The 22,370-nt window shown below is 44.7% G+C and carries 27 protein-coding genes; 6 read left to right on the top strand and 21 right to left on the bottom strand.

All coding sequences use genetic code 11. The features are described 5' to 3' along the window. Nucleotides 1–130 precede the first annotated feature (130 nt). Nucleotides 131–1,345: an aminofutalosine deaminase family hydrolase gene (gene mqnF, locus VIM88_RS05940; RefSeq protein ID WP_331861969.1), complete on the top strand. Its 1,215-nt coding sequence runs from the start codon at nt 131–133 to the stop codon at nt 1,343–1,345. Beyond that, nucleotides 1,338–2,192 carry a signal peptide peptidase SppA gene (gene sppA / locus VIM88_RS05935; protein ID WP_331861968.1) on the top strand — a complete coding sequence of 285 codons (855 nt, stop codon included), beginning with the start codon at nt 1,338–1,340 and terminating at the stop codon, nt 2,190–2,192. The genes mqnF and sppA overlap by 8 nt, the downstream gene beginning before the upstream one ends. Here the strand turns inward: sppA and VIM88_RS05930 are convergent, their stop codons facing one another. The 4 genes from VIM88_RS05930 to VIM88_RS05915 are packed head-to-tail and all read right to left on the bottom strand — an operon-like array spanning nt 2,193 to nt 5,540. Next, on the bottom strand, nt 2,193–3,410 hold the full coding sequence (locus VIM88_RS05930) for a CAP domain-containing protein (RefSeq protein WP_331861967.1): 1,218 nt from the start codon (nt 3,408–3,410) through the stop codon (nt 2,193–2,195). A gap of 9 nt (nt 3,411–3,419) precedes the next feature. Further along, a complete protein-coding gene (locus VIM88_RS05925; protein WP_331861966.1) occupies nt 3,420–4,679 on the bottom strand; it encodes a trans-sulfuration enzyme family protein in 1,260 nt (419 codons plus the stop codon). A gap of 8 nt (nt 4,680–4,687) precedes the next feature. After that, nucleotides 4,688–5,101 (bottom strand): Rrf2 family transcriptional regulator, encoded by a 414-nt coding sequence (locus VIM88_RS05920; protein WP_331861965.1) that lies wholly within the window; start codon nt 5,099–5,101, stop codon nt 4,688–4,690. After that, complete coding sequence (locus VIM88_RS05915) at nt 5,082–5,540, bottom strand: DUF4395 domain-containing protein (protein WP_331861964.1); 459 nt, start codon at nt 5,538–5,540, stop codon at nt 5,082–5,084. The genes VIM88_RS05920 and VIM88_RS05915 overlap by 20 nt, the downstream gene beginning before the upstream one ends. A gap of 325 nt (nt 5,541–5,865) precedes the next feature. On the opposite strand from VIM88_RS05915, the gene VIM88_RS05910 reads away from it, so the two are divergent. Then, nucleotides 5,866–6,546, top strand: coding sequence for a DUF4395 domain-containing protein (locus VIM88_RS05910; protein WP_331861963.1), 681 nt, complete (start codon nt 5,866–5,868; stop codon nt 6,544–6,546). A 174-nt stretch (nt 6,547–6,720) separates the two neighbouring features. On the opposite strand, the gene VIM88_RS05905 is transcribed toward VIM88_RS05910, so the two are convergent. The 7 genes from VIM88_RS05905 to trxC form a co-directional block, all read right to left on the bottom strand. Further along, complete coding sequence (locus tag VIM88_RS05905; protein ID WP_331861962.1) at nt 6,721–7,017, bottom strand: c-type cytochrome; 297 nt, start codon at nt 7,015–7,017, stop codon at nt 6,721–6,723. Nucleotides 7,018–7,100: 83 nt separating this feature from the next. Beyond that, nucleotides 7,101–7,418, bottom strand: a complete 318-nt coding sequence (locus VIM88_RS05900; protein ID WP_331861961.1) for a cytochrome C — start codon at nt 7,416–7,418, stop codon at nt 7,101–7,103. Between the two features lie 117 nt (nt 7,419–7,535). Continuing rightward, nucleotides 7,536–7,859, bottom strand: coding sequence for a hypothetical protein (locus VIM88_RS05895; RefSeq protein ID WP_331861960.1), 324 nt, complete (start codon nt 7,857–7,859; stop codon nt 7,536–7,538). Nucleotides 7,860–7,913: 54 nt separating this feature from the next. Next, nucleotides 7,914–8,246 carry a hypothetical protein gene (locus VIM88_RS05890; RefSeq protein ID WP_331861959.1) on the bottom strand — a complete coding sequence of 111 codons (333 nt, stop codon included), beginning with the start codon at nt 8,244–8,246 and terminating at the stop codon, nt 7,914–7,916. After that, complete coding sequence (locus tag VIM88_RS05885; protein ID WP_331861958.1) at nt 8,240–9,430, bottom strand: HAMP domain-containing sensor histidine kinase; 1,191 nt, start codon at nt 9,428–9,430, stop codon at nt 8,240–8,242. Before VIM88_RS05885 ends, VIM88_RS05890 begins: the two co-directional genes overlap by 7 nt. Then, nucleotides 9,384–10,055, bottom strand: a complete 672-nt coding sequence (locus VIM88_RS05880; RefSeq protein WP_331861957.1) for a response regulator transcription factor — start codon at nt 10,053–10,055, stop codon at nt 9,384–9,386. Before VIM88_RS05880 ends, VIM88_RS05885 begins: the two co-directional genes overlap by 47 nt. Continuing rightward, nucleotides 10,056–10,484: a thioredoxin TrxC gene (trxC, locus tag VIM88_RS05875; RefSeq protein WP_331861956.1), complete on the bottom strand. Its 429-nt coding sequence runs from the start codon at nt 10,482–10,484 to the stop codon at nt 10,056–10,058. 97 nt (nt 10,485–10,581) lie between these two features. On the opposite strand from trxC, the gene msrA reads away from it, so the two are divergent. Then, nucleotides 10,582–11,106 (top strand): peptide-methionine (S)-S-oxide reductase MsrA, encoded by a 525-nt coding sequence (gene msrA, locus VIM88_RS05870; protein WP_331861955.1) that lies wholly within the window; start codon nt 10,582–10,584, stop codon nt 11,104–11,106. Here the strand turns inward: msrA and VIM88_RS05865 are convergent, their stop codons facing one another. The 3 genes from VIM88_RS05865 to VIM88_RS05855 are packed head-to-tail and all read right to left on the bottom strand — an operon-like array spanning nt 11,107 to nt 12,068. Beyond that, nucleotides 11,107–11,307 (bottom strand): hypothetical protein, encoded by a 201-nt coding sequence (locus VIM88_RS05865; RefSeq protein WP_331861954.1) that lies wholly within the window; start codon nt 11,305–11,307, stop codon nt 11,107–11,109. It lies immediately after the preceding gene. A gap of 42 nt (nt 11,308–11,349) precedes the next feature. Beyond that, complete coding sequence (locus VIM88_RS05860; RefSeq protein WP_331861953.1) at nt 11,350–11,625, bottom strand: acylphosphatase; 276 nt, start codon at nt 11,623–11,625, stop codon at nt 11,350–11,352. Between the two features lie 35 nt (nt 11,626–11,660). Then, on the bottom strand, nt 11,661–12,068 hold the full coding sequence (locus tag VIM88_RS05855; RefSeq protein ID WP_331861952.1) for a hypothetical protein: 408 nt from the start codon (nt 12,066–12,068) through the stop codon (nt 11,661–11,663). A gap of 106 nt (nt 12,069–12,174) precedes the next feature. On the opposite strand from VIM88_RS05855, the gene VIM88_RS05850 reads away from it, so the two are divergent. Both VIM88_RS05850 and truD read left to right on the top strand, forming a co-directional pair. Then, on the top strand, nt 12,175–12,960 hold the full coding sequence (locus VIM88_RS05850) for a sulfite exporter TauE/SafE family protein (protein WP_331861951.1): 786 nt from the start codon (nt 12,175–12,177) through the stop codon (nt 12,958–12,960). Nucleotides 12,961–12,986: 26 nt separating this feature from the next. After that, nucleotides 12,987–14,087, top strand: coding sequence for a tRNA pseudouridine(13) synthase TruD (truD, locus tag VIM88_RS05845; RefSeq protein ID WP_331861950.1), 1,101 nt, complete (start codon nt 12,987–12,989; stop codon nt 14,085–14,087). Here the strand turns inward: truD and VIM88_RS05840 are convergent, their stop codons facing one another. The 7 genes from VIM88_RS05840 to VIM88_RS05810 form a co-directional block, all read right to left on the bottom strand. Then, entirely contained in the window at nt 14,088–15,425 is a 1,338-nt protein-coding gene (locus tag VIM88_RS05840; RefSeq protein WP_331861949.1) for a DEAD/DEAH box helicase, read from the bottom strand. A gap of 8 nt (nt 15,426–15,433) precedes the next feature. Continuing rightward, entirely contained in the window at nt 15,434–16,486 is a 1,053-nt protein-coding gene (locus tag VIM88_RS05835; protein WP_331861948.1) for a CNNM domain-containing protein, read from the bottom strand. Nucleotides 16,487–16,502: 16 nt separating this feature from the next. Next, a complete protein-coding gene (gene mgtE / locus VIM88_RS05830; protein ID WP_331861947.1) occupies nt 16,503–17,831 on the bottom strand; it encodes a magnesium transporter in 1,329 nt (442 codons plus the stop codon). Nucleotides 17,832–17,961: 130 nt separating this feature from the next. Then, on the bottom strand, nt 17,962–18,150 hold the full coding sequence (locus VIM88_RS05825) for a DUF2892 domain-containing protein (protein ID WP_331861946.1): 189 nt from the start codon (nt 18,148–18,150) through the stop codon (nt 17,962–17,964). A 106-nt stretch (nt 18,151–18,256) separates the two neighbouring features. Beyond that, the gene (pckA, locus tag VIM88_RS05820) at nt 18,257–19,846 is read right to left on the bottom strand and encodes a phosphoenolpyruvate carboxykinase (ATP) (protein WP_331861945.1); all 1,590 of its coding nucleotides are present in this window, start codon (nt 19,844–19,846) and stop codon (nt 18,257–18,259) included. A gap of 223 nt (nt 19,847–20,069) precedes the next feature. Beyond that, nucleotides 20,070–21,404, bottom strand: coding sequence for a sodium ion-translocating decarboxylase subunit beta (locus VIM88_RS05815; RefSeq protein WP_331861944.1), 1,335 nt, complete (start codon nt 21,402–21,404; stop codon nt 20,070–20,072). A gap of 2 nt (nt 21,405–21,406) precedes the next feature. Then, the coding region (locus VIM88_RS05810; protein ID WP_331861943.1) for a biotin/lipoyl-containing protein at nt 21,407–22,370 on the bottom strand (964 nt) is incomplete at its 5' end.

Below are 22,370 nucleotides of genomic sequence, written 5' to 3'. Positions count from 1 at the left end.
CTTTGGGATTGATATAGCATGATACTAGCACATAAGGTGTTAAAAACATCAGTTTCTTCTAGTTTTGTATGTTATAATCGGCTAAACATATGCTAAATCACAATTTATCACGATCAAGGGTATCTTTTCAATGAAAATCATACATGCAGACTTCATCTACACTCCCGATGGCTTTATCAAGAACAGCGCGGTCGCATTTACCGGTACGATCGAGGAAATAGGTACATTGGAAGTACTGGAAACAAAATATACAGAAGCAGAGATCATCTATACGCCCGCACACTCTGTACTCTTTCCCGGATTAATCAATACCCATGTACATTTGGAATTTTCAGCCAACAAGACCTCTTTGGCCTACGGATCTTTCAATTCCTGGCTCGATTCGGTCATAGAGCATCGAGATGACCTGATGGGTGCCTGCGACAATGCTATGATGATGCATGAGTGTGAAGAGATGATGCGTTCAGGCATCACGACATTCGGCGCCATATCAAGTTTTGGAAATGAACTCGAAGTGTGTGAAAAGACCCCTCAACGTGTTGTCTTCTTCAATGAACTTATCGGATCCAATGCCATGTATGCCGATATGCTCTACGGTGACTTTGAAGATCGTGTCAGGGCATCACAGTCCTGTGATCCAGGTTCCCGTATCACTCCTGCCGTAGCGATCCATGCACCCTATTCTGTACATCCCATACTCTTGCAGAAAGCCGTGAATGTGGCCAAAAAGAACCAGATGCCCCTCTCTGCCCACTTTCTGGAATCCCAGGAAGAAAGAGAGTGGCTTGAATCCAATGAAGGGACCTTCAAAGCCTTTTTTCGGAAATACTTTAACACCTCGACATCCGTGACAACGATAGAAGAGTTCATGCATGCTTTTGACACCTATCCCACACATTTTGCCCACTGTGTGCAAGCCACGCCGGAGGAGTTGGACTATCTGCATCGCAAAGGGCACTCCATCGCCCACTGTCCGCGTTCCAACCGGTATCTTGGGTGTGGCAGACTTGCCATCGAAGATCTTGCCCTTCCTTTCAGTGTTGCTACAGACGGGCTGAGTTCCAATGATTCGCTCAACATCTTTGATGAGCTCAGGGCAGCCATTATGCTGCATAATGACATTCCGATCCAAGAGCTTTCTTTACAACTGCTGCGTGCGGTCACCGCAGATGCGGCAGAGCTGCTGGGTCTGAACTGCGGTAAAATAGAGGTCGGCAGATTTGCGGATTTTGCAGTCATCACACTGCCTGAAGCCCCTGTAAGAGAGGAAGAACTGGCACTGTGGAGTATTTTGCATACGAAAAAGGTTTCACAAGTCTATATTGAAGGAGAACAATATGTTTAGCACCCTGGGAAAGATCATCAAATGGATCGGACAGCATTTTTTGGGAATGCTCTTTTTACTCATCGTGGTTCTGGTCTTTATGCCGACCTCAAGCACAGAACTGAAACCGGCCAACCTGCAAGAGATCAAGCTTGCAGGCCCTATCCTCGATGCCGATGCGATACTCAAAGAGATCGAGGCCGCACAGAAAGACACCAAGATCAAAGGGGTGCTGCTCAACATCAATTCACCCGGCGGTTCGGTCCCTCCCTCTATAGAGATAGCCTATGCCGTCAAAGCGCTCAAAGCAAATAAACCTGTGGTGGTCTATGCCTCCGGTATCATGGCAAGCGGCAGCTACTACAGTGCGATCTATGCGAACAGGATCATAGCCAACCCCGGTTCTATCGTAGGGTCGATCGGTGTCATCATGGAGAGTGCCAATATAGAAGAGCTGATGGAAACCATCGGCATCGAAACACAGATAGTCAAACAGGGTAAATACAAAGAGGCGGGTACACCGACGAGAAAATGGACGCCTGAAGAACGCGAGGAACTGGAAACACTGACCAAAGATACTTATGACCTCTTCGTCAAAGATGTAGCCGAGGCCAGAGGTTTGGAGATCAAGGATGCAGACAGCTATGCAGATGCCCATATCTTTTCAGCCCAAAGGGCCAAAGATGCGGGACTCATAGATACCGTCGGTGTCAAGAGCGAAGCCAAGGCAGCGCTTGAAAAACTTGCAAAGGTCACCGATCCTGTATGGAAAGAGAAAGATAAGCTGGAGAGCTTTATGGAACAGTTTGCAGCAGAAGGAGTACTGCAGTTACAAAACTACTTTTATGGCTTGAAAGCTTCCCTGTAGCTACCGCACATCAAAGGTGACCTTTTTCCTGCCGAACTCCAGGCTTGCCTTACCCGGAGAGCGTCTCTTCGGGAACGTGACCCTTAAAGTGTTCTGGTCAAGAAACAAGGCTTTGATATCCCCTCTTGCCTTATAGCTGTATAAGATATCTTCCCTTGAAGCCGGTACCACATAGAGCAGTATGGTCGAACCCGACGGGACACGCAGGTGTGCGGTCTCCTCAGTCATTCTGTAGAGAGGTTCTTTGGGTTTCACGGTAGAGAATGACCAACGTTCTCTGATCTTCCTTCCATCTGCCAACGCTTCAAATACAGCCGTATATTCTGAGCCGAACTCCAGTCTTTGCAAAGGCATCAGTGCAAACTCGAACTCACTGAGAATACGGTTGTGGTCGTTGTGATGATGAAGTACCTTGACCGCTTTGATCTCTTTGCCCGTTTTGTCATACAAACGAAAAGAGTGCAGCCTGACACTTTGATAATAGGCAGGATTGAACTGTACAGAAACAGGAAAACCGCTCACCTTATAGCCGGGAAGAGGATCCGGGGATTCATTATAGAATGCCGGCCAGATAGTGGTCTGACCCGCATAAGGATAAAGAATGATATCCCTGTTCTTCCGCTGTACATACTCTTTTTGTTCCCTGAACAGGTGTACTGGCACCATTTTTGAACGGTCCCTGCACAGATCTTTCATATAGTAGACACCGTGTGTCATGCTAAAAGACCTTTGACAGAGTCTGGAGACATGCGACGAACCCAAATTATAGACATAAGCACTTTTGATGCTTCTTTTTTTGTTCGTTGAAGCAAATCCGATACCTATCTCATCTTTATCCAGGTTCAGAAAAACAAAACGGTGGTAGATCGCGGAAAAAAGGTTGTCTACGGCTTGCGTCTCTTCTGGCGTATTGACAGAGATGTTTTCCATCACAAAAGCAGAAGGATGTCCAGCATTCATAACACGTTCGGAAGGTGTCTTTCCGGTATAGAAACCTTTACCTTGTGTTTCGTAGTGACCGCTGCTTTGATTTTTTAGCAGATAATTGGCATGGGCAGCGGCCGCCTTTTGCAAGGTAGCACTGCTTTTGAGCGTGATCAGGCCTGCATTAGCTCGAAGCATATTTAAGTATGCCAGCCCCTCTCTATGATCATTGGCTGCAAGAGAGACCGATGCAATAGAGAAAAAAAGGCAAACAGTCAGAAAATACTGTCTCATGCCACCTGCTTACAGTGCATCTGCTGCCTGCAAAAAGTCCTCTGCAATGACACGGGGGTCTTCCAAACCTATGGAGATACGGATAAGCCCTTCATCCACCCCCAGGAACTTACGTGCCTCCTCGTTGAAATCACTGTAAATGGTACTGGTCATATGTAGTGCCAGCGTTCTATTGTCACCGATATTGGCTGTCTGGATCACGAGCTTGAGTTTGTTCAGCAGCGTGAACGCACGCTCTTTCGTACCACAATTGATGGTCAGCAGTGGACCGCACCCCTGCGGAAAGTCGGACTTGTATCGTGCATGGTCAGGGCTTGAAGGCAGTGAGGGATGATTGACCGAGACACCCTCAGGAAGACCTTTGTCAAGCATTGCGGCCACTGCTTCCACACTCTTATTGATGCGTTCCACCCTTAATGAAAGGGTTTCCAGGCCGACCATCGTCATAAAGGAGCCAAAGGCATTGGCAGTCATACCGAAATCACGGATGGCGCGTTTTTTACAGATAGGAATAAAGGCCTTTTCTCCCATCTTTTTCACTATCTTATGCACATCGGCATACTTCTCGTTCAACAGTTTGTCACCCTCTTCCTTGACGGCCCTAAAGACTGCTATCCCCCCAAGTGCTGCCGAGTGTCCTGACATATTTTTGGTAGAAGAGTGTACCGAGATATCTGCCCCCATCTCAAGCGGTCTGAGCAAGAGCGGAGTGGCTGTATTGTCTATCATGACCAGTGTCTCATACTGGTTGCAAAGGTCGATAATACGCTGTACATCAGGAAGCGTCAAACTCGGGTTACCTACAGATTCGAAAAGTACCATCTTGATCCCGCGTTTAAGCGTATTTTCAATGTGTTCAAAATCATCCACTGTACAGAAACTGTTGGTGACACCAAAACGTGCCAGGGTTTCATTCACCAAAGAATAGGTTCCGCCGAAAAATCCGCCGATACAAAGCAGCTCATCTCCTGCGCTCAAAAAGGCGGTACAGACCATAGAGATAGCACCCATACCTGAAGAGGTGGCGATCGCACCGAACCCTCCCTCCATCTTGGCTACGATACTTTCGAGCTGTGCATTGGTCGGATTGCCTACCCTTGCATAAAGCGGTTTATTGACCTGTGCTGCAAATATTCCCTCTGCCTCCTCTGCATCCTGGTATCCGTACGCTGCCGAAGGCGTGATGGTCGGCGCTATCGGTCCTACTTTCGAGCCTACGCTATGCACAAGCAGGGTATTGAAATAATTGAAATCTGTTGTTTCTTTCATCTTTGTTCCTATATTGAATAATTGAGTGTATGGTTCGCTTTGAGCTGATAATTTTTAAGTTCCGAAAGAGGGATCTCAAACACTGCTGAAACCTTCTGTTTCAGATCATCCCAGAAGAGTTGAAGTGCAGGATCGTCCTTTTGGTCAATATCGGAAAATATATCTGATTCTAAAATAACCACGACATCTTTGAGTGTGATATCGTGAAGACCTTTCGCCAGTTTGTACCCGCCGTATGCACCCTTTACACTGACCAGAAGCCCCTGCTTTTTGAGTTCCAACAGTATCTGTTCCAGGAAGTTCTGGGGGATCGATGCCTTTGCTGCTATCTCTTTGATCTTCAGTACCTCATTTTCGGGAATGGAACCCAACTCCTGAAGTGCCGCGATAGCATAGATCGTTTTACTGGAAATTCCTACCATTATTTAAAAAACCTTTACCGATTTGAATGGCATAGTATATCTTACATCCTATACAAAAATCGAATAATGTCTCCAGTAAAGCGCAAATCAACAGTAGAATAGCTAAAGCTGTAGCAAAAACTGTAAGGTCGGCCATATAAAAGATCACGATGCTCAATGAGGTGACCAGCCCGAGATAGAGCGCAAATCTTTTCGGAGACTCATCACAGAGCTTGGGAGCCAGCCGGGAGCCGGCGATCGCAAAGGTTCCAACTATATGAAAAGGGCTCAAACCTGACAGTCGCAGCATCCTCATCAAAAAGTCAAACAGCAATACCCATGCAAAAATTACTTCCTGAAAAAGGAGGAATAGCATGGCAAAGAGTGCCACCTGGAACGAAATCGCTCGTATCATATTGGAATCAACTCTTTTTGTAGATATGGGACAGACTTGAGCCATATGATCTCCTTTTTTACAGAATTTGGTTTGAAAGCACTTCTAAAGACCCTAGAGTAATTTACTACATTGTTGTTTTCTCAGCAAAGCTATTAACAATATAGGGGAGACTCAAATCGCCGAAAGATCGTTACAATGTATTTGTCCATGTAAATCTCTAGGGTTTTTACAAATGCCCATTCAAATCATGTAATAGTAGCCGATTAATTTTTTAATGTCAAGTAAATCTATAGGTTTTATAATTTTTTATTGCTCTTGGCCCATGTACACATGGAGTACACATCATTACACTATACTGCGTCATATATTTTTTAAAGGTACTTTTTCCATGAAAGAACATTTCTATTTTGGCGAACGTGTGGAGGGCTATGATATGCCTGTGCTTAATGAGCGCGAGGCACGTGCGGGGGCAGGACTATTGCTTTTGCCTGCAATGGTGTCATTTATGACCTCCTACTTAACACATAATTTCATATTTACACAGATCTTTGTCACCGTCTTTATGATCGATTTTTTTATACGCATCTTCATCAATCCGAACTATGCGCCCAGCCTTATCATAGGGCGTTTTTTCGTACAGAACCAGACCCCGGAATATGTAGGGGCCAGACCGAAAAGATTTGCATGGTCCATTGGCTTTGTCCTGTCGATCATTATGTTCTTGATCATTGTGGTATTCGAGATCATGACACCCGTAAAAATTGCGATCTGTCTGCTATGTATCGCTTTTTTATTCGCTGAAACCGCCTTTGGCATATGTTTGGGGTGCATACTTTACAGCAAACTGCAGACTACAGGGCCTCTTTATTGTCCAGGCAATATCTGTCAGGTCAAGACCAAAGAGAAAATACAGCAATTCTCCAAACTGCAGATGATCAGTCTGGTCCTCTTCTTTACCGGTGTTTTTGTGTTAAGTTACGGTATGCATCAAAATAAAAATTATGTAGAAAACAGTATGGCCATTCAATCCATGAAGTGCGAAACAGGAAAATGCGGAAATAGTATGTAGTATATCTCTATGGTCTTTTCACCCTATATATAGACCTGATAGAACAGATACAGTGTATACTCTAAGGTACTTGTAGTGTGTAAAGTGGTTCGGAATAGATGTGATAAAAAGAGTAAGTGTATTCAAAGGCCGAAGGCCCTTGAACACGAAGCTTGAATAAAATAAGTATAAAACTTATTTCATTGCTGCAATATAGTCTGCAACAGCCTGGATATCTTCATCGCTCATAGAAGCAACTTGTCCTTTCATAAGACCACCCATACCTTTTTGGTTAAGTGTACCCGCTTTGTAACCTTTAAGCTGTTCAACTGTTTTAGCAGCATCCTGACCTGTGATCACTGCAGATTTACCAAGAGCAGCTTTTTCACCGTTAGCACCGTGACATCCTACACATTTAGCATAAAGAGCAGCACCGTCAGCCATAAGTAACGTAGATCCAGCAAACAACATTGCGATTGCATATTTTTTCATTTTTCTTCCTTTAAATTTATTTATGAACATAAAGAGCGTTTACATTAGGTAAACGTTCCGACGCTATTTTATAGTAAAGATGCTTAGCAAGATGGAATGTTACCAGAATCACTTGCATATTCATATACGAAATCGTATATATCTTCAACATACTTAGGTTTTACGCTTTTTACCTTAGGACATATTTTCTTTACTTCATCCTCAAATTTACCAGCTTCATAGATCGCTTCCCACTCATCCTGTGTATGTTTCTGAGCAAAATCTGAACCATTGATACCACAAGGAGCTTTCAGCTTCTTAAGATAAAGTTTTTGACCTTTTTTTACATCCGCAGATACAGTAGTAGAAAGTACTGCCATACCAAGCAATGCGGCAACTGCCAATCTAGTAATATTTTTCATTTCTTATCCTTTTCTTTTTAAGATAGGATAATCATAACACGTAATTGTGAAAGTATTGTGAAGTAGAAGAAGAAAGAAGCAGATGAGAGACAACTGCTTCAAGAAGTTACATCAAGTTTAGCACTTAGGAACGTGTGAACCGCCGGTACCATACTCATAGGTAAAGTCATACACATGCTTCCACCATGACTCTTTGATCTTCTTTACAGGTAATTTAGGACAAAGTCTTTTTGTTTCCTCTTTGAACTCTCCATCATACCAGAGATCTTCCCATTCAGTCTGTGAATGCATCCTTGCAAACCTTACACCTGAAACGCCACAGTATTTTCTCATCTTCTTTTTAAAGACCTTTTGTCCTGTTTTTACACTTGCCGAAGCAATAGTAGGAGTACTCACCATCGTAAGTGCTACAAGTGTGAATGCTGTCACTAATCTTCTCATTGAAATCCTTTCCCGTTTGTTTTTATAATATAACCTTATCCAGATATATTGTAACTACTTCAACTTATCAAAAACCTTAAATTTGTTCCAATATATGTCTAAAGCTTCATCTATGTCACTTTCACTCAAATTCGTTCTTTTTTTGATCCCATAGGTATCTATAAAAAGCTCAGGCATCACAGAGGTCTCTCTTGAAGGATACCTCAAATAATGTTTGAGCCCTGCTTTTACATATTCTTCCGCACTATAGACAAGAAGATAGCGCTTGAACATCTGTTGAAGGGTCGTAGGAAGCGTTTTATGACACTCCACACAGTTACGTTCATAGACATTCTCGGCATAGAGCCCTGATACCAACACTAAAGATAAAATAACATGTTTTACCATCTCAACACCATACTTGTACCCTCTCCTTCTTTAGACTTGACCTCTATGGACATATGATATTGATCCAATATCTGCTTCACGATGCTCAGGCCGATGCCAAAGCCGCCTTCGCTGTCATTGAACCTCATATATCTGTCGAATATAAAGGGCGTCTTCTCTTCATTGATACCTATACCTGTATCCCATATCACCAACAACCCCTCTCTGAGTTTGATACCCACGGTCCCATGTCTTTTGTTGTACTTGATCGCGTTGGACAGAAGGTTGTCTATGACTCTTGTGAACTTACGCCTGTCCATCGTGATTTTGGCATCTTTCAGGTCTAGATCACACTCCAACTGTTTTGACTGTGCCAGGGTGGAAAAATACTCCGCCCTGTCATGGATCAGTGCTTTGATATCTATCTCTTCATCATGACTCTCTTTTTCCTGATCCAACGTCAAATAGGTCAGATCTTTATAGAGGACAGAAACTGTTTTGGCTGCGATGTTGATACGTGCAAGTTTTTTCTTGTTCTTCTCTACCATCACATCGGTATCCATCATCTCTATATTCGCCAGTATCGAAGAGAGAGGTGTGTTAAGCTCATGGGTGGTATCTTTGATAAATCTATCCAGCAACATGATGGAGTCGCGCATCGGTCTTAAGAACAGTTTGGCAAGAAAGAGTCCAAAGAGCATGAAAAGGACAAAGCCAAGTGTCCCATAGCCCAGTATATTTTTCCATATCTCCCCTTTCCACTTTCCGTCGTCTTCTACTTCTATCACCAGATACCTGGTCCCCAAATAAAATTCATCGAGTGTCTTGACCAGGTGGATATGCCCTTTGGTTCTGTAGATCTCTTCTTGGTCGAACCGCACGTTTTCATCTTCGAGCAACGAAAATATCTTCCTGTGTTCCAGGTCGTAGATGGCTGATCTGAAGCGGGGGTCACGGGGGTAGTCCCTCTTCTCCTCAAAGAAGTGGTGCAGCACTTTCAGCCTTCTGGTTTGTATATACGCATATTTGGTCAGCACCGCGCGCTGATCAGAAAGCATCAGCTTCTCCTGGCTCTGATAGTAGAAGAGCGAAAGCAGCATGATCATAAAAGTGACCATCGCTACATACAGTGTCAAAAATCTCAAAAGAGATTTTTTCTCACTTTTCAGTAATGAACTTGTAGCCTTGTTTTTTGATACTAACAATTCTTTCCTTGCCTATAATTTTACGAAGGTTCTTGATGTAGGTACGAAGTGCCGTGTCACTAGGTTCTTCATCGTAGTCCCATAAATGTTCATAAATGCGTTCATGCACGATCACTTCACCCTCATTTTTCATAAAAAGTTTCAGAAGTTTAGACTCTTTATGTCCCAATGAAACTGCTTGGCCATCAATGACCAGTTCGTTATTCTTGATATCATAAGCGATGTTTTGGGCAATATCGATCAACTCCTTGGATTCATGATAAAACCCCCGTTTGATCAGTGTATCGACACGGATCTGTAGCTCTTTCAAGGCAAAAGGTTTGCGTATGTAGTCATCACACCCGCTCGCAAATCCCTTCTCAAGGTCTTCTACGGAGTCCAAAGAGGTGATGAAGATCGCCGGTGCCACCACCTCATTCTCTCTTGCCTCCTTTAAAAGTTCAAAGCCGTTGATACCGGGTGTGTTGACATCGAAAAGCAGCAGGTCATATTTGCTCTCGTAGAGCTTTTCCTGTGCTTCATACCCATCATAGACACTGACCACATCATGCCCGTTCTCTTCCAAAAACTCTGTGACCGTCTCATTCAGGTTCGCATCATCTTCCAGCAGTAATATTCTACCCATCTATAGTGACTGCCTGACCCAGCTTTGCAATCTGTCTGCACTCAAGGCCCCGCTCACCCTGTTGACCTCTTTTCCGTTCTTGAACAGGATAAGTGTCGGTATGCTCTGTATGCCGTACTGCCCGCCCAATGCCTGCTGTTCATCTGTATTGACCTTCAGGAACTGTGCCTGAAGCGGCATAGCCAGCGCCGTTTCTTCAAAGGCAGGAGCCATTTGGAGACAGGGACCGCACCACGGTGCCCAAAAGTCTACCACCACAGGTATCTCGGAGTTCGCCAGGAAAGTGCCAAACTTGTCTGCATCGACGGAGACAGGCTTGCTGTTGAGCAAAGAATTTTTACACTCACCGCAGTTGGCTTTTGCATAAGAATCTTTTTTAGGTATACGGTTTACTTTGAGACAATGCGGACAAACAACATTTACATTCATAAAACAACTCCATATATTAGATTAGTTTTGTATTTCTTGGATATTATAGCAAATAAAGTACATACAAACGAAACTATAGCTATATGAAAGGATGGTCATGAAAAAAGAACTGATAGTCGGCGGAGGATGTTTTTGGTGCACGGAAGCAGTATTTGAACTGCTCAAAGGGGTCAGTGATGTAGAGAGCGGCTATGCAAACGGGCATACGCCCAACCCGACCTATAGAGATATCTGTACCGGAGATACAGGCTATGCAGAGGTGATCAAGATCAGTTATGATGACAGCGTCATCTCGGTCGATACACTCCTCGAGATCTTTTTTGTCATACACGATCCGACCACGCTCAATAGGCAGGGGGCAGACGTAGGCACACAGTACCGATCCACCATACTCTATACGGATGAAGAGACAAAAGAAGCGGCACAGGCTGCTATGCAAGCGGCACAGGCAGACCATGCAGACCCTATTGTCACGGTGATAGAACCGTTAGAGTCTTATTATACAGCGGAAGGGTACCACCAGGACTATTACCGTCAAAACCCCATGCAGGGCTACTGTATGGCCGTGATACCACCCAAGCTTGCAAAACTCAAAGCAAAGTTCGGGAAAGAGATCGAATGATCATTTGCCCGAGAGAGGGTTATCGCTTCTTTTTTTGACCTTTCTCTCCTGTTCTTCACTGATATTCGGGGTAGAGAACTCTACCTTCCCTGCAATGATACACCCTTTACATCCGGGCTCACAATGGTGATGCAGCTTTAAACACCACTCTTTATCATCTCCGTGTGTACCCATAAATTGACAACTCCAGCCACTGCTCATAATGAACCTCCTGTATCGATCTATATATTATTCATCACTATACTAATATCGTATTTCAAAACCATCCGTTGCAAACTCTGCATCTTCTATGATCTCATAGGTGATATCTTCTACAGTACTTTTCGGTGATCCCTCTTTCAGTATCTGCATAAAGGTATCAAGATCATCATCAAAGACTTCAGCAACGACCTCTACAGTACCGTCACTGAGATTCTGTATGTAGCCCTTGAACTGTTTCCGCATCATGGCCTGCGAAACGAATTTTCTGTAAAATACCCCCTGGACTTTTCCAGAGATAATAAATCTATACCATTCCATAGCTTAACCTTTCGGTATATTGGTTTCTAATGATTCTATGCTTCTGTTGTGTATTCTTCCTTAAGATCCTGTAAAAATTCCAAAATGCGCTCCTGGAACAATCTGTCTTCTTCATCTTCCACACATTCATGCAGTGATCCAAGAAGTCCCATATCTATCTTTTCGGCGAAACGTTTCACCTCTTTGGTCTCTCTCTCGACCAGTAAGACAAGGTGTTCGAAATCCAGCCCGTTATCGGTCACTATTTTTGTATGATATTCATAGACAGCATCTAGAAGCAGTTCCGCTCTCTCATGATCATCCGCATAAATAGTGTGTGCGATCTCTTTGAGTTTCTGTTTTTCACATTCGCAGATCTCGCCGTTTGCAGAGACGACCAGTGTCAATAGTTTTGCTCTATACTCCAGGGAGCTGTGGTGATACACCAGTAATTCTCTAAACATTTTCATGATATTGCGTTTGAACCTTTGAAACAATACTCTATCCTTAACACTAATTTAATAAAAGTATACTATAGTTTTACAAACTTAAACAAATGGATACTGCCCAATGGGAAACATAGACCTAATCATTATTCTGACCACCGCTTTTTTAGGAAGCGTCGGACACTGCATCGGTATGTGTGGCGGCATAGTGGTTGCCTACAGCTCTACCAAAATAGACCAGAGATCCAGCTATCTGCAACAGACATCTGCACACCTGGCCTACAATTTCGGGCGTGTGACGACCTATGCCATTCTAGGCGGTATATTTGGATTTGTAGGGCAGGTGATCGCGTTCACCCCTACTACCAAGGGAGTACTCTTCGTCCTCACGGGCATACTGATGGTATTGGCCGGGCTCTCTCTTCTGGGAAATTTCAAATTCCTAAATTCGGCTGAGTGGTCGGTTTCCAAATATCCATGGTTTCAGAAGAGCTTCAAAAAACTCATGTCGGGTGACTCTTACAGCAGTTTTTATCTTTTGGGCCTGCTGAACGGTATGATCCCCTGCGGGCTTGTCTACTCTTTTGCTATCTTTGCTGCAAGTACGGCAGACCCTCTCTCGGGTGCCTTGGTGATGGCAACCTTCGGACTGGCCACCATTCCCGCACTGTTCTTTTTGGGTTTCCTGACCAAAATCCTGCAAAGAGGCTCGCTTAGAGGCACCATGATGAAACTGGCCGCCCTGCTTGTGATCCTTTACGGAGGGATCACGCTTCACAAAGGGTATAACTTCATAGCCCATCCGGAAATGATGAAGGAGAGAATGGACAAGATGCATAAGGGAAGCATCGAGGGAGGCATGACAGGACAGTTCAACGGTATGAAATGTGCCCCAGGGAAATGTGGATAAGATCCATATTTCGCTATAATCTCCTTATGAATCACATAAAAACATACGCCTATGACCATACCCCGCTCCAATTTGATTTTCAACAGACCGTTGAACGTTTTTTTGTGGAAGAGATACCGCTTTACAGCTTCAGCGGTACAGGAAACTACCTGATCCTCAAGATCAAAAAAACCGACATGAGCACATGGAAACTTATCACGGTACTTGCCAAGGCCACAGGGCTTGAAGAACGTGATATCGGTTATGCGGGCCTTAAAGACAAAAATGCGACCACGATACAGTATGTTTCACTTCCGAAGAAATATGAAAAAGAACTGAACAAGAACCTCACTACAGAGAAGATAGAGATACTTGAACGTACCTACAACAAAGCGCCTATCAAGATAGGGCATCTCAAAGGGAACCGTTTTTCGATCATCCTGCACGACATCAGTGTAAACGATGCCAAATTCTTTAACACGATCGCAAAGAAAATGCAGGTTGGCGGCATACCGAACTATTTCGGGTATCAGCGCTTTGGAGAAGACAGCCGTTCCTACCTTCAAGGCAAAGAGATAGCCCACTCCGGCAAAAAGCTCAAAGGCAGCAAAGAGAGACTGCTGGTGTCCGCCTACCAGAGCTACCTTTTCAACACATGGCTGGCTTCAAGGGTCAAGCTCTCTGCTGTCATCTCTCGCCATAGCACCGAGGAAGCGGCAAAGAAGCTCGGATATCCCATAGAACTGGTCAAGGTCCTCTCCAAACAGCCTCAGTTCTTCAAGCTCTTCCTGGGCGATCTTATCATGCCCTACCCCTATGGGAAAATGGACTTTGTCAAGGAGATGATGCAGTCTGCAGAGAGCTTCAGGCAAGGCAGGATATCCCCCACCGGATTGCTCTGCGGGGCCAATGTACAACGTGCAAAGAGCGATGCGTACCATCTTGAAGCACCGTATGATGACAAAGAGTTGAGCAGTTTAAAGGGTGACAGGCGTTTTGCGTGGATATGGCCTAAAGAGGTTGAAACAGACTACGATACACAGGGCAGGAAACTTACCGCCGGATTCTACCTTCCCAAAGGCTCCTATGCTACCACCTTTTTGGAAGAGATCGGGAAATTTTCTCTCAAGCAAAAGAAAGCGCAGTAGCTACTTTCTTCCTTTCTTGCGTTTGCTGTTCTTTTTCTCTGTGTTTGGTTTTGAGGCATCGAGTGCTTTAAACCCGTCACGCTTGGTCGTCTTGCGTTTTTTGCTTTTGGGCGCAGCAGCCGTTTTGGATCTTTTTTTGCCAAAAGCACCATCCGTCTTTTTGCGTTCATTGGGGTTTTTACGAGCACCTTTTTGTTTCGGTATGACGGCAGGTGCATAGCCTTCGAGCCTCTCTTGGGGAATGCTTTTGCCCATAAGCCGTTCCACCTCTTTCAGTGCCACCATCTCCAGAGGCGAGATGAGTGTGATAGCCAATCCTTTGGCCCCTGCCCTTCCGGTACGCCCGATACGGTGGATATAGTCCCCTGTCACATGGGGAATGTCATAGTTTATCACCACACCCAAGGCAGGTATGTCCAAACCGCGTGCCGCGATATCTGTAGCCACCAGTACGCGTATCTTTCCTTCCTTGAAACCCTCTAATGCCCTGCTTCTTTCTCCCGAGCTTTTACCCCCGTGGATGACCGCCGTCTTCAGTCCGGAAAGATTCAGCTCCCCGCTCACTTCATCTGCGACTTCTTTTTTCCGTACAAAGACCAGCACCTGGCTGTAGTTGCGTGAACCGATCAGGTAAGAGAGCAGTTCTGTCTTCTTCTCTTTTTCCACGGGATAGACGATCTGTTCGACCGAATGCGCCGAAGTTCCCATGCTGTCCACTTCGATCAGTCGGGGTTTTTGGAGTATCTGGTCCGCGAGCCTTTTCACCGCACCTGAGAGTGTTGCTGAGATCAGGACATTTTGTCTTTTTTCAGGCAGATACTGCAGTATCTGACCGACCTCATGCACAAAACCCATATCCAGGATCGTGTCCGCTTCATCCAGGACAAGATAATCCACCCCCTCAAGGTTCACATTCTTCTGCCCTATATGTTCCAACAGACGTCCGCTTGTAGCCACGATAATGTCCACGCCTGCCTTCAGCCTGTTCGCCTGCGAAGTAAAGTTCGCACCGCCGTAAAGCACGATGCTTTTTAAAGGAAGGTACTTGCCATAGGCTTCTATGTTTTTATGCACCTGCCTGGCCAGTTCGCGTGTAGGTACCAGAATAACTGCCTTGGGATAATGCTGCCCCTCCACAAAACGTTTGCTCAGCTCATGCAAAATAGGCAGAGAAAAGGCTGCTGTCTTCCCCGTACCTGTCTGTGCTCCTGCCATGATGTCTCGATGCGAGAACATCTCTGGGATCAGCGCTTTTTGTATGGGTGTGGCAGACTCATATCCCTTATCACCCAGTGCTTTCAGTATCTCCGGTGAGAGTCCAAGTGTAGCTAATGACAAAACGGTCCTTATTCCATATCTCTAGAAATATTCTCTAGTCTTCGTTTAAGACGCATTTTTTGTTTTGCAACTTCCCGCATATCTGCATCACTGTCACTCTCATCGACGATCTCCACGCCCAAGATCGTCTCGACACAGTCTTCCAGTGTCACGATCCCTTCTGTTTGGTCATACCCGTCCACTACCAGGAACATATGCTCTTTTTTCTTGATAAAAAGGTCCAGTGCTTTCGAAACCGGTACGTTCTCGCTTATTTTGAAGATATCTTTTTGCACACTTTTCAATGCCACACTGTCATCTTCCAGTGCCTGTTTGAAGATCTTCTTCGTCATGACCATCCCTGTAATATTTTCAATGCTCTCATCATACACTGGGATCCTCGAAAATTTGAAGATCGCAGGCTCATTTTCAACGATATCTTTGATACTTCGTTCGCCGTTCAGGGCAAAAACGACCGTCCTGGGGGTAAGTATCTCTTTGGTGCGTATCTTATCGAGCAAAAGGATGTTTTCGATCACATCGGACTCTTTCTCTCCCAGTACCCCCTCATCTTCGCTCAGCAGTGTGCTCTCAATAAGCTCTTCCTTCGTCAAACTCATGGTATCCTCAGATTTGCTGATACGGTTCGTCACGAAAAGTGTCAATAGGATGATCGGGTAAGTGAGCCAGATGAAAAAACGTATCACATAGGCAGCGACTGGCGCCAATGATTTCCAATACACTGCACCGATCGTCTTGGGAATGATCTCGGATAAAAATAAAATAGTGAACGTCAATACGATCGAAACATAAAAAACAGCTCCGACACCGTAAAGACTTTCCGCTTGCGCACCGACTGCCGCGGCACCAAGCGTATTGGCGATGGTATTAAGGATCAAAATGGAAGCGATGGACTTATTGATACCGATCTTGTGCGATTTTAAAAGTGCTCCTGCCATAGGTTTCTCTTTCTCAAGCACGGAAATATAGCCCATGTTGACAGAGAGCAGCACTGATTCCAGTATCGAACAGATGAACGATATAGAAACAGCCAGAAAGAAATAAAGAATTAACAGATCCATGTCAGGAATTTTACCTTTATAATAATATTAACGACGCCAGACCCAAGAAAGAAAAGAAGCCGACCACATCCGTCACGGTCGTCAATACCACCGTACTTCCGATAGCCGGGTCGACTTCCATCTTTTTAAGTACCAGTGGTACCATGGCACCAAAGAAACCGGCACTCAACAGGTTAATGATCATAGAGAGCGCTATGACAACCCCCAGCATCCCCATCTCAAACCACAGTGAAGCGATGATACCCATGATTATAGCAAAAATGAACCCATTCGCCAGTGACAGTATCACCTCTTTTTTTATCGTACGGAAAGCATCATGTTTGGCGATATCCCCAAGGGCAAGCTGGCGCACTACGACCGTAAGGCTTTGTGTTCCCGCATTTCCGCCCATAGAGGCCACAATAGGCATCAAAATAGCCAAAGCAACGATACTCTGCAGGGTCTCTTCGAACATTCCTATGACCATAGAGGCGATGATGGCTGTGACAAGATTGATACTCAGCCAAACGGCACGTGCCTTACCTGCCCTCATGATATCCTCATCTTCCTCGGCATCATCATTTACCCCTGCAAGATGGTACATCTGGTCCGTTGCATGTTCATTCATAATATCATAAATATCATCAGAGGTGATACGGCCCAGCAGTCTCCCCTCATCATCAACGATTGGCATAGAGTTCAGATCATACTCCTGAAACTTCTGTACCACATCACGAATGTTGTCACGGTGCGATGCCATGATCGGTTTGTATCTTTCCGGGTTTTCCTGTATATTCTCATCCAGTGTCCTCTGGAAATCGAATACAAGCAAATGATCAAGTCCGATCACATAACGCAGATATTTCTTTTTATCTGTGACAAATAAAAAACTCACATTTTCCAGTTCATCGTTACGTCGAAGCAGCGCAAACTCTTTGATGACGTCATAGACAGTATTGTCAAGATTCGCTGTATATAGCTCGATCTGCATATACGCACCTGCTTCATGATCTTCATACTGTTTCAGTTTGAGAATATCTGCCTGCTCTTTTTTACCCAGGTTTTCAAAGACCTCCTGAGCGATCCTGCTATCGACCTCTTCAAGTTCCTGGATAAAGTCAGTCTGGTCATCACTCTCCAGTTCTGTCACCGAATCTGCGATCTCTTTAGGCGTAAAAGACTCGATGATATCTTCAAAATATCTGTCTGGAAGTTCCAATGCTACATCAGCAATGATCTCCTTGGGTATATCCTGAACTGCTTTAATAAAGCTTTTTTCATCTAATGCTTTAAGAATATTGGCTATTTCTGCAGGATGCAGTTCGTTCTGAGGGGTTTCATTTAAATATTGTGTTAGGTCATCCATAGCCTGATCCTTTTCAAAAGAGATAGTGGCATTATACTTTATTACATAGTAGAACGGTTGAAATAATGCATCAAAGGGTACTAACGGCCGGCGCTAGCGTAAGCGTAAAACAAATGAGGGATCACCTCATTTATTTTTCTGGGATATCACACTTTTTAGTGACGATACATGTAGGGCAGAAGTTTACCAGTCCTGCGATCAAGGGAATGATCCCAAGATAGAACCATTGGTTTCCTGAATAGACACCATAACCGATAAGTGCCAAACCTACCACGATTCTGATCGGTCTACATACGAATCTGAATTTATTTACATTCATGGTATTTCCTTTCATGACTTTATTAGGATAACTATACAGAAATATTGATTAAAAGAGCAGGTATCACTCTCATGGCTGTGAGAGTGATACGGGAAGAAAGCACTGATTAGAGCTGAGGGCCCGCCGAAGCAAAATCAAACTCATCACCATTAGCATCATAACGGCGGAAGTTTTCCTGGAACATACCCGCAAGTTTTGTCAGCATCGCATCATATTCAGCTTTGTCTTTCCATGTATTTCTCGGATTGAGTACCTCAGTATCCACCCCTTCGAGTGTTTTAGGGATAGCAAGGTTGAATGTATCCAGCGTTTCGAACTCTGTATCCAGAATGGCACCGCTCAAAATACCATCGATACACGCCCTTGTATTTTTGATACTCATACGTTTTCCCACACCATAGGCACCGCCGGTCCATCCAGTGTTCACCAGGTAGACATTGACCCCGTGCTTATCGATCTTTTCTCCAAGCAGTTTGGCATAAACCGTTGGGTGCAATGGCAGGAACGCTTCACCGAAACATGCTGAGAAAGTAGCTACCGGTTCAGTAATACCTCTCTCCGTACCAGCCACTTTCGCAGTGTACCCACTAAGGAAATAATACATAGCCTGCTCTTTCGTAAGCTTGGATACCGGCGGCAGTACACCAAATGCGTCAGCCGAAAGAAAGATGATATTGGTAGGGTGGCCTGCCTGCAGGTCTTCCTTGTGGTTTGCAATGTGTTCAATAGGGTAAGAGACACGTGTATTCTCTGTTTTGGACCCATCGGTATAGTCTACCTTGCCCGTTTCATCTGCCACGACATTTTCCAAAAGTGCATTTTTCACGATGGCACCATAGATCTCCGGTTCGGACTTTTCATCAAGGTTGATCACTTTAGCGTAACAACCACCCTCAAAGTTAAAGACACCATTGTCATCCCAACCATGCTCATCATCCCCTATCAAGGCTCTTTTTGGGTCTGTGGACAATGTGGTCTTTCCTGTACCTGAAAGTCCAAAGAAAAGACAGACATCATCGTTCTCACCTACATTGGCAGAACAGTGCATGGAAAGTTTGCCTTCCAGAGGAAGCCAGTAGTTCATCATCGAGAAGATACCTTTTTTCATCTCTCCGCCATACCAGGTCCCACCGATGATCGCTACATTCTCTTCCACATTGAACACGACGAACACGTCTGAGTTCAATCCATGCTCTTTATAGTTCTCATCTACGGTTTTACATGCATTGTAGACCGTAAAATCCGGTTCAAAGTTTTCAAGCTCCTCTTCTGTAGGACGGATGAACATGTTTTTTACGAAGTGCGCCTGCCATGCCACTTCGGTGACAAAACGTATGGATCGTTTACTTGAGGTACTTGCACCTGCGTAGACATCGGTTACGTAGATATTTTTACCTGAAAGTTGTGTTAATGTAAGGTCTAGAAGCTCTTCATATATTTCTTTATCTATTTTTTTATTGACATCCCCCCAGAATATATGTTCATTTGAAGGTGCCTGGTCAACAAAATATTTATCTTTAGGGCTACGACCGGTGAAGATACCTGTGTCACACATTGCTGTGCCTGATGTAGAGATTTTACACTCCTTGTTGTTTACTTCGTGCGCTTGCAACTCGTCATAACTTAAGTTATAGTAGACATCACCAATGTCTTTTAATCCCAGTTTGTCAAGTCCGTTGGGCGTTTTGGTACTCATTGTATCCTCTTTTGTACATTTTTATTTACTGGAATGTGAAACGGAAAAGTACGTCCTGGTAGGCGGACGCGGAGCTTTTCTGAAGCGATACATTCCAATAGCTTCAGCAGGGAACCCACAATACTTTTCGTATTTTAATGCCAAAGCATAAGTTAAAAAACAGCTGTGTTTTCTAAATTATACTTCCTCAAAGAGGAAGCATTGTCTTAAAGAGTATGTTATGTTACTTAAAGATAGACAGCAATACACCTGCTGCAACTGCTGAACCGATAACACCTGCCACGTTAGGTCCCATCGCATGCATCAGCAGAATATTACCAGGTCTCGCATCAGATCCTACTTTACTGGCAACACGCGCTGCCATAGGTACAGCAGAAACCCCTGCAGCACCTATAAGAGGGTTGATAGGCTCTTTGGAGAATTTGTTCATGATCTTTGCCATAATGACACCTGCCGCCGTTCCCGCAGCGAACGCTACAAGTCCGATGATCATGATACCCATGGTCTCTGCAACAAGGAATTTGTCCGCAGCCAGTGTGGACCCCACACCGAAACCGAGGAAAATAGTTACAATATTGATCAGTGAGTTTTGCATTTCATTGCTCAATCTGTCAACCACTCCGGACTCTTTGGCAAAGTTACCAAAGGCAAACGCACCCATAAGAGGAGCTGCATCAGGCAGGATCAGTGCGATCATCATGATCACGATCAGTGGGAAGATGAGTTTTTCAAGTCTATGCACTTTTCTCGTTGACTTCATCACGATCCTACGCTCTTCGACAGTCGTTAAAGCCTTCATGATCGGCGGTTGGATCACCGGAACCAATGCCATATAGGAATATGCTGCAACCGCAATAGCACCAAGCAGTTCAGGCGCCAGTGCAGACGCGATAAAGATGGAAGTAGGACCATCCGCCCCACCGATAATACTGATCGCTGCAGATTGTTTTAGGGTGAAGTCTACCATGCCTGTATATTGGGAAAGTGCCGCTGCACCCACCAACGAACCAAAGATACCGAACTGCGCCGCTCCGCCGAGGAGTGCTGTTTTTGGGTTAGAAAGAAGCGGTCCGAAGTCCGTCATCGCACCGACACCCATAAAGATCAAAAGCGGGAAGAATTCGTTAGCAATACCCATATCATAGATAATACCCAGCATACCATGCGGGCCTGTCATGTTGGCAACAGGAATATTGGCTAGAAGTCCGCCGAATGCGATAGGAAGAAGAAGAAGAGGTTCAAATCCCTTGGCAATAGCCAAATAGAAAAGAAGAAAAATAATGGTGAACATGATCACTTTACCCCAACTTTGGGCAAAAAGACTCAACTCTTCACCCTGGCCGTTGACCACACCCTCTTGTGGGTTTACCATGGCATTGAGACCTGTGGTTTCAAAAAAGCTTTGAAGAAGTTGGGTGACCGACTTAGGTTCATAGGCTTTTTCTGCTTCTTCTGCAACGACCGCAGCAGAGGCACCTTCCTGAGAAGAAGCCTGTACGGATGATGTAAGCGCTGCAAATGCAAACAATACCGAAAGTAAAAGATGTTTAAGCTTCATAGTTACACCATTGTAGCCAGAAGTTGCCCATCAGTGACCGCATCATTGACATTGACGTTAATAGAAGCGATCTTTCCTGCCTGTGGCGCAGTGATATCTATTTCCATCTTCATTGCTTCAAGGATCATGATCACATCACCTTCTGCAACCGTATCACCAGGGTTCTTCGTGACCTTCCATACATTTCCAGGTGTTTGTGAATGTATCTCTACATTTCCTGCTGCACTCTCGATCGGTGTAGGTGCTGCTGCCTCGGCTACTGCATTGACTTTTGCCGGTGCTATCTGGATATCTCCTTCACCCTCTGCCACTTGTACGCTATATTGTTTACCATCAACTACTACTGTATAATTTCCTGCCATATTTGCTTCTCCGCTACTAATATTTTTACCTTTTCTGACCATGAGAGGACCATCGCCCTTCAAGAACGCAATACCTTTTTGATCACATGCACCTGCAATGAAAATGTTTTCTTCAGAGGTTTCAAGTCCTTCCTCTTCAAGTACTTTTTTCCAATACGCAATGGATTTTGTCTCATCTCTGTCTGCAATGTCCAGTGGGTTTTCAGTGGTTGGCTCGAGTTTCAGCTTTTCTGATGCCAGTTTAATGATCTCGCTGTCGGCCTCGACCGGTGTTTTACCAAAGTAACCAAGCACCATACGTCCATACCCCGGTGCGATCTGTTTCCATGGACCGAACATCACGTTGGCATACGCCTGCTGCCAGTAGAATTGGCTCACAGGTGTTACAGAGGTACCGTAGCCTCCGCGCTCCACGACTTCTTTCATCGCTGCGATCACCTGATCGAACTTCTCAAGGTCACCGGCGTCTCTCATCATTTGCGTATTGGCTGTCAATGCACCGCCAGGCATAGGTGAGAATGGGATCAGCGGCGATACCTGTGTCGCTTCAGGCGGGATCATATAGTCAGCAAGACACTCTTTGAGTCTCTCTTCATACTTGAGT

The organism is Sulfurovum sp. (genome assembly GCF_036568385.1).
GTDB lineage: Bacteria > Campylobacterota > Campylobacteria > Campylobacterales > Sulfurovaceae > Sulfurovum.
The sequence above is the reverse complement of the archived record's forward strand: the minus strand, read 5'-3'. Positions and strand labels throughout refer to the sequence as shown.